The sequence below is a fragment of the Agrococcus casei LMG 22410 genome, assembly GCF_900163565.1.
In the GTDB taxonomy this organism is placed as follows: domain Bacteria; phylum Actinomycetota; class Actinomycetes; order Actinomycetales; family Microbacteriaceae; genus Agrococcus; species Agrococcus casei.
The window spans coordinates 1-7126 of record NZ_FUHU01000011.1 but is presented as its reverse complement, the minus strand read 5'-3'; the positions used below and the strand labels follow the sequence as shown (position 1 = coordinate 7126).

Below are 7126 nucleotides of genomic sequence, written 5' to 3'. Positions count from 1 at the left end.
CATAGTCATCATCCTCTCGGGATTTCAGACCCTCCACGAGACCCGGGGCGATTCAACATTCGCCTCACGCGTCCGCGCCACACGAACGACATCGTCGCGGAACTCCTTGGGAAACGCCTTGGGCATGATGACATCCTTCCAGGCCAGCCCGCTCGGCTAGCCAACTCAGATGTCACCTATTCGTGCAGCAGTCCCGTCCGACCCTTCACACGAGTTTACGGGCACGACCTGGGCTTCGTAGAATGGTTGCGTGAACAACGCGGCAGGCAGGCGCCCACCCATGAGCTATTCGACTGACGTACATGGCGTAGAGCTGTTTCGATGGCAACCGCACATGTACGAAGCTCTGCCGCATTTTCAACCAACCAACTTTGGCGATGAACTGTCCGTTGCGGTTGTGAAAGCGATGATTGGCGCCCATCGTCCAACACAACGCCCGAACCGCGGTAATAGACTCCTAGCAATTGGCTCGATCCTACATTTCGCTCAGGATTTCGATACGGTTTGGGGAACAGGTGTCAATGGGAAAGTTGCAAGCCCGATCGGGTCTTCCTTGCTTGACGTTAGGGCCGTTCGGGGCCCCCTGACACGGCAAATGCTGCTGGAGCGCGGGATCACATGTCCTCCTATTTACGGCGATCCAGGCTTGCTACTACCCTTGCTCTATCCCGAAACCCTTCGCTGGGCACAGAAGAAAACCTCTCCTCTTGCCATCCTCCCCAACATCAACGATTCCTATCTGCACTCTGCGCGCTCGGAATTTGTCAACCCAGGCGGGCCGCTACGAGAAGTAATTCGACAGATCGCGCAAAGTGAGTTCGTCGTTTCATCTTCTCTTCATGGCATCATCTTGGCGGAAGCCCTCGGCGTTCCTGTCCGCCCGCTCCGTCCGACCAACGAGTCGAACTTCAAGTACACGGATTACGCCCAGGGAACGGGGCGTAACGAACTGGAATTCGCAGAGTCGGTTGAGGAGGCAGTGCTCCTCGGTCCGACCCCACGTATCTCTCCCGATTTAGAGCCCCTACGAGCATCATTCCCTTACGACCTATGGAAGCAATACCGTCATTCATTGTTCGTGGCCGAAACCGATGACTTAGAGAGCCTTCTCCGCTCGATGCGACAAGCTCAGCAGAGTTTGACGTTAGCCGACGAAGTGCTCGTCGGCTCACACACGATTCCGGAAGCTGAGTTCGAGAAGTTGAGCGCTTCCGGCAAACACGGTGCAACTGTGCGAGTCATTCCCGCTAGAGGACGGACGAGCGGGGACCGGATGAACGCGGCTTTTCGGTGGTCTCGAGGCAGAACATTCAGCGTCGCAAGCGAGGGGACACAGAAGCCTCCAGGCGTCTTCACCCACATGATTGATTCCCTATCGGGTTCGCGCGCGAGCACGCTATTTGGGCAAGCTCAGATTTATGGTCACGGCCCGGACGAGTACACCCGCGGCTCCCTGCAAAAAGCTGAACTTGCCCATCGTGACGCGGATCCGAATGACATTCTTGGCACACTTGTTGCGGACGCGTTGATTCTGGACCGCGACCACGCAGCGGCCCTTGCCGGCCCCTTCGGCCAATCCGATTACGATCCGATCTTCGGACTCGCGCTATCTGTAATCGAAAGTCAAGATTACGCAGTGACCTCGCGAGTAGTCGCTATCCAGAAGCGAGTTGCCCGAAATTTTGATCTCGCAACCGAGCTCAATCACTTCGCGCATGTAGCACTCCACGCCACTGCCCTAAAAGACCAGCAGGCAGTAGCCCTGCACATTATTCAGCGCGGACTATCTGGCGTGTGGTCGGCTCCGATCTCGTCGAACGGCATCGCAATCGCCAAAGCCTCTAAGCGTCTCAAAACTGTACTAGCCAGCATCATCAACGAGCAACCAGAGTATGGAGCCATCGGCCTCCTCGAACTGGCAGCGCAAGGCCAGCTCGATGTCGCACGTGCAGGAATCCTTAACGAAGCCCCGCATCTTGAAGACCTGGTGCGCGCAACCGAGCTTGTCTGCAGGTTGCCTGAATCCGCATCCAAACACGACGCTGCTAAAGCGCTCTTCGCTCTGATCCCACGTGCCGGAACCCGAGGTTTCGCTGGAGAGTTCGAACGCTTACGCGCCGCCACAGGAAAGCTGAGAAGTGATTTCGTGAATACACCGAGCCTGAACCCGGTGTTGGCGGCGAGATTGTCAGATCCGCTGCCCTTCGCGTGCCTCTGCGCAGGAAGCACTGACGTGATCGTAGAGTCAGTGCGGTGGTCTGCCAGGGGCGTGGAACTGCGTGGGTCCCTAACCGCGAGCCTAGGCGCAGGCCGCGCCTATCTCTGGCGACGAGACCCACAAACCGGTGCGACTTCCCGGCTGCCCGCGCTCGACCTCACAGCCATCCGCTCAGGTACAGAACACGAATTCTCAGTGCGTATCCCCTGGCCCGGGGTAAGACCGGGTCTTCTCTACCTGAGTGACGCTCTAGGGCACGCGTTGGCACCCATCTCGACCGTTCGAAAGCCGCCTCTGGGACTAAAGGCCCAGATGGCTCGACCGCTGGAACTGCCATTAGACGGAGGGCAGGCATTATTCATCAGGCGGCCGTCTCCGCTGAGTGTTCTTCTAGCCAGGTTGCGCCAGAAGGCCTAGTCTTTAGCCTCTCTTGCCCCGTCGGCGTGCCATCGCCAGGATTCGTTTGGCGTGCCGGGGCCGAGCACGGCGAGCGAGAGCCACAATATCCCGCGCTCGAAGGTACTTGAAACCAACGAATCTATCTCCTAGTTCCCTGCGAGCGATCTCTCGCGCCCTTTCTTTGGCGGCTGAAGCCGCCCGCACAATACCCGCCGGCTCGGGCCTAGCCATCGCTGCGCGGATCGCGCTTGCGCTGCCTACTTCCGCAAGCACGATCTGTTGCTGCCTCCAAGTGAAGGCGTGCTTAGGCACCCCAGTCTGAACTAGGGAAACCGCGCGTCTATGCAAATGAATCAAATTCGAATCCGACAGCTGACCACATTCGTCGATGATCGCTTTGAGATAACCCGCCCGAATAAACCATGCGGATTGTGATGCTGACCGCGAGTTCGTCAGCCGCAATGACTGCACGATCCATTCGGCATCCACGGCATCCAACGCCGCCGCCATTGGTCTGCCTTGCTCTAGCAGCGCAATCCGTGCCGCTTCCCAGTCACCGCGCGCGACCGAATCGTAGACCACCTGCTGGTGCACGGGCAGTGCACGAATCGCGTCGCGCGCCGCAAACGACAATAGAGTCTGTAGACGCTCCCTAAAAACACTGAACTCGCTGCCTTCATGCCCGATGGCGGTACCGACATGCGTCCAAACGTCGAACTCTAGGATGCCACGAAAATACCGGTCAGTAATCCACCTGTTCTGAAGGGCTCGCACGATCTCAGCACAAGCCAACTCTTGTTCCAGGTAGTCACTCAGCGACTTTGCTTGTGTGGATTGGCTTGTCATCGACGAGGAACCTACTCGCCGCCTGTAGATGTAGACCGGTTCGGGAATTACGTCAAAGGCAATCAACGCGTACGCCCAAACCATCGCCTGAATGTCATTCGAGCGCTTCGCCTCACTGAACGCAATTCCCAGCCTATTCCAGGTGCTTCGTCGAATGATGCGGTTCCAACACACGCGGTCGCGTAGGAAGAGGGGTTCATCAGCAAGAGTCAAACCCTCGCGCACTTCGTCAAAAATTGGAAGATTTCTCCGTCGATCAAGCAAGTAGTGAGGCCAGACTGTCACGTGGCTACCCACCACCATGTCATTCCCTGTCCGATTCGCCTGCTGAAGCAGGAGTTCGTAGGCACGCTCAGGAACAGTGTCATCGCCATCAGCAAAAGCGAGAAACTCACCACGTGCTTGACTGATGCCAAAATTACGCGCCGCGGCACCTCCCTTTGTAGGGTTCGAATACACATGTACACGACTATCCGTGTCGCTGAATTTTGTCGCCACTTCAAGAGTGCCGTCAGTAGAGCCATCATCCACGATGACAACTTCGATTCGATTCTCAGTTTGGGTCAGAATCGACTCCAAGGTCATTCCGATCCAGTCGGCGACGTTAAAGGCTGGAATAACCACGCTTATCTGAGGGTCGTCATAGGTCGACGTAGGTGAATCCGTCATTCTAAATAGCTCCCACTAGTATTGTCTCCTGATGTGTTCAGCGACGTAAGGATCCTACCCTCCATGCCTATTTCCAATCCGATGGTGTCGGTTATAGTGCCTGTCTACAATGCAGAGCAATGGCTCGAAGCCGCCTGTAAATCTTTGATTTCGCAGTCCTATGCGAACTGGGAAGCGGTACTAGTAGTCGACGGATCACCTGACGACTCCATCACCGTCGCCCGAGACATGGCAGGCCTCGACAAGAGGTTCCTCGTCATTGACAGAGAAAACGGGGGGATCGGCGCTGCTCGCAACACAGGCGTGGATGCGGCAAGCGGCGATTACATTTTCTTTCTGGACAGCGACGACGAACTTTACCCGAATGCACTCGCGACGTTAATGGCCGCATCAAGACGGTCGGGAGCTGAGATCACCGCGGGCCTCGGCCAGGATCTATTCCCCGACGGTCGCCGCAAAACTTACTGGACGCAACGATCCGAAGCATTTGCGCGCCACCCTACGACTTATCAGCTGCGTGAGATGCCTAGTATTTTGGACGATCACGTTGTATGGGCGAAGCTATACGACCGATCGCTGTTCCAGCGAACAGGCGTACGATTCCCTGAAGGTGTGCACTGTGAAGACATTATCTTCGCTCTAACCTGTCAGCTCGCGGCCAATAAGATCGCAATTACCAACGAGCCTATCTATCTTCACCGACGACACGGCCTTGCTGTGAGCGCTGACTATCTTCGCGCAAAGACTCTCGACGACTGGATCGTCCAATGCGGACGGACGATCGATCTCGTCAGCTCAACCGGCGACGAGCTTCTTACCCTCCACTACGCACTGAATCACACCATGCGTCAGTGGTTGACACGGGCCTCAACCTATCACCTCATCGCGGACAGAGAGTCGCTACGAGGGCTAGAATTGCTCGCAGAACGCTTAACTTTGGCCGGTGGATCTTCCACCGAGGAGCTGGATCCGGTCGCCCGTGCCTCGTTGCTCTCGTTTACTCGGGGGCTTCCCTCCGGCTCGTGGTCGAGTTTGAAGGCGAGCCCGTGGGGCGATATAAATGGCACCGATCCAACGCTAGTCGTCGAAAGTGCTCTCCTGGCAGCGGAACGCCTGAATCTGGCCAACTCTGATGAGGCCTATATCTGTGCGGTGCTTCTGACCTGGCAAGTCCTCGCTCCGATCGAAGGCGGTAGAGTTAGTGACGCAGATAGTTACCTCGCTCGCGCACAAAACGCTATCGAATCAGTTCCCGGACCAATCTGGGAAGAAGTGGAGTTACCTGCTTCCATTGTCAGACAGCGAGCTCGTCGCTCAAATGAACGCGCGACTCATCTTCTAAAGTCACTGACAAGCAAAGCCGCAGCACTGACGCATGTGAACGACACTGCAACCGGTCGCACCATTTCAGGAACGTTGCCGCACGGCCCCACTTCTTGGCGACGCAATGATTACAGGGCTGTCGCGATTGACGCTGACAACCACAGCACAGAAATTCCAGTGGCTGTGCTTGATTCCCGTGCGGATCGGCATTGGCAGGCCACGATCCCGTTGCCAGCTTCAGCAGCGGCACCAGTTTCGTGGTCGCTGGTGCAGACGAGCAGGTACGCACCAGACCTTCTGCTTCGGTTGGGTGATGTTGATCAGCTTTCCAAAGGGCTCTCACGTATTAGCTCGTCGAAACCAAGCAAGCGAGAAGCCGAAGACAAGAAAGCGCGCCGCGCCTTCACATTTCCGCGCTGGTATAACGAGAATCCATATTTGGTGATGCTACACACCGACGCATTTGCGTCAATGTGGAGCTTCCCGGGGACCTCCGACCCGCACGCCTTGTTGCACGAAATTTCCGACCGTAGCGCGAAAGGCATACTACACATTCATTGGACTAGCCCGCTTACTGAGAAGTGGCCCAATGAGGAGGAAGCTTCTCGTTACGTCGACCGGCTCATCATGAAACTCATTGATGCACGGTCCCGTGGACGTACTGTGATTTGGACAGTGCATAATGCACTCCCGCATGACTCCCAGTACCCTTCCGTGGCGCTTCGCCTGCACCGACGGCTTGCTGAGGTAGCAGACCTAATCCATGTTCTGTCGCCATCCACCCCGATGGCGACAGAAGGTCAGTACCACCTTCCTGAGGAGAAAGTTAGGCTGATCGAGCACTCGAGCTACTCAGGCATTTATGGAAGCAGGCTCTCCTCGACTGAGGCTCGAGCAAGTATCGGGGCAGATCCCAGCTCTCGTACCGTTCTCTTCTTCGGGCAGCTACGCCCGTACAAGGGGTTGCATCAACTTTTTAACGCTGCGATCAGCCTCCAAGAGAGCAATCCAATCGAACTACTACTCGCAGGCAAGCCTGCACCCGAGATGTCATCTGAGTTGGAAAGAATACTCAGTAGTGATGTTCGCGTGGCCTCGAATCTGGGCTTCGTCTCTGAAGCCGATGTAGCCACTTGGTTCTCCGCAGCCAACGTTGTCGTATTGCCTTACCGCAAGGTACTTAATTCCGGCTCGATGATGCTTGCTGCTACTTTTGGTGTACCTCTTGTACTCCCTGCTGACGAGCTACTGCTCGCCGACTACGGTGACGAAGCTTGGATTAGATTCTTTGACCCGAGTCGCGCCGCTGAGTCAATTGCCGAGATTCTCGACGGGGATTGGTATCTACAATCAGGCACGATAGAAGCAGCGATGAGATTCGCCCGTGAGCGCTCGCCAGTTTCTATGGGAAGGCAATACACAGAGCTACTCCGCGAAGCGACGACACTCGCACCCTAGCCTGAGTCTTCTGCTAGATCCCGGGACTGCTGCACGAATAGGTGACATCTGAGTTGGCTAGCCGAGCGGGCTGGCCTGGAAGGATGTCATCATGCCCAAGGCGTTTCCCAAGGAGTTCCGCGACGATGTCGTTCGTGTGGCGCGGACGCGTGAGGCGAATGTCACGCTCGCGCAGATCGCGAAAGACTTCGGCGTGCACGTCGGCACTCTGGA

General features: G+C 56.5%; 3 protein-coding genes. 2 read left to right on the top strand and 1 reads right to left on the bottom strand.

Annotated elements, in window-relative coordinates:
* Positions 1–250 precede the first annotated feature (250 nt).
* Positions 251–2635 carry a polysaccharide pyruvyl transferase family protein gene (locus CZ674_RS02285; protein ID WP_143244599.1) on the top strand — a complete coding sequence of 795 codons (2385 nt, stop codon included), beginning with the start codon at positions 251–253 and terminating at the stop codon, positions 2633–2635.
* 3 nt (positions 2636–2638) lie between these two features.
* Here the strand turns inward: CZ674_RS02285 and CZ674_RS02280 are convergent, their stop codons facing one another.
* Positions 2639–4087, bottom strand: a complete 1449-nt coding sequence (locus tag CZ674_RS02280; protein WP_159456870.1) for a glycosyltransferase family 2 protein — start codon at positions 4085–4087, stop codon at positions 2639–2641.
* A gap of 108 nt (positions 4088–4195) precedes the next feature.
* Here CZ674_RS02280 and CZ674_RS02275 point away from each other — a divergent pair, with 108 nt between their 5' ends.
* A complete protein-coding gene (locus CZ674_RS02275) occupies positions 4196–6913 on the top strand; it encodes a glycosyltransferase (protein ID WP_086990879.1) in 2718 nt (905 codons plus the stop codon).
* Positions 6914–7126: the final 213 nt, after the last annotated feature.

What these genes read in the sequence shown, in the direction of transcription:
- CZ674_RS02275 (WP_086990879.1), top strand. Translation starts at nt 4,196, where the DNA reads ATGCCTATTTCCAATCCGATGGTGTCGGTTATAGTGCCTGTCTACAAT.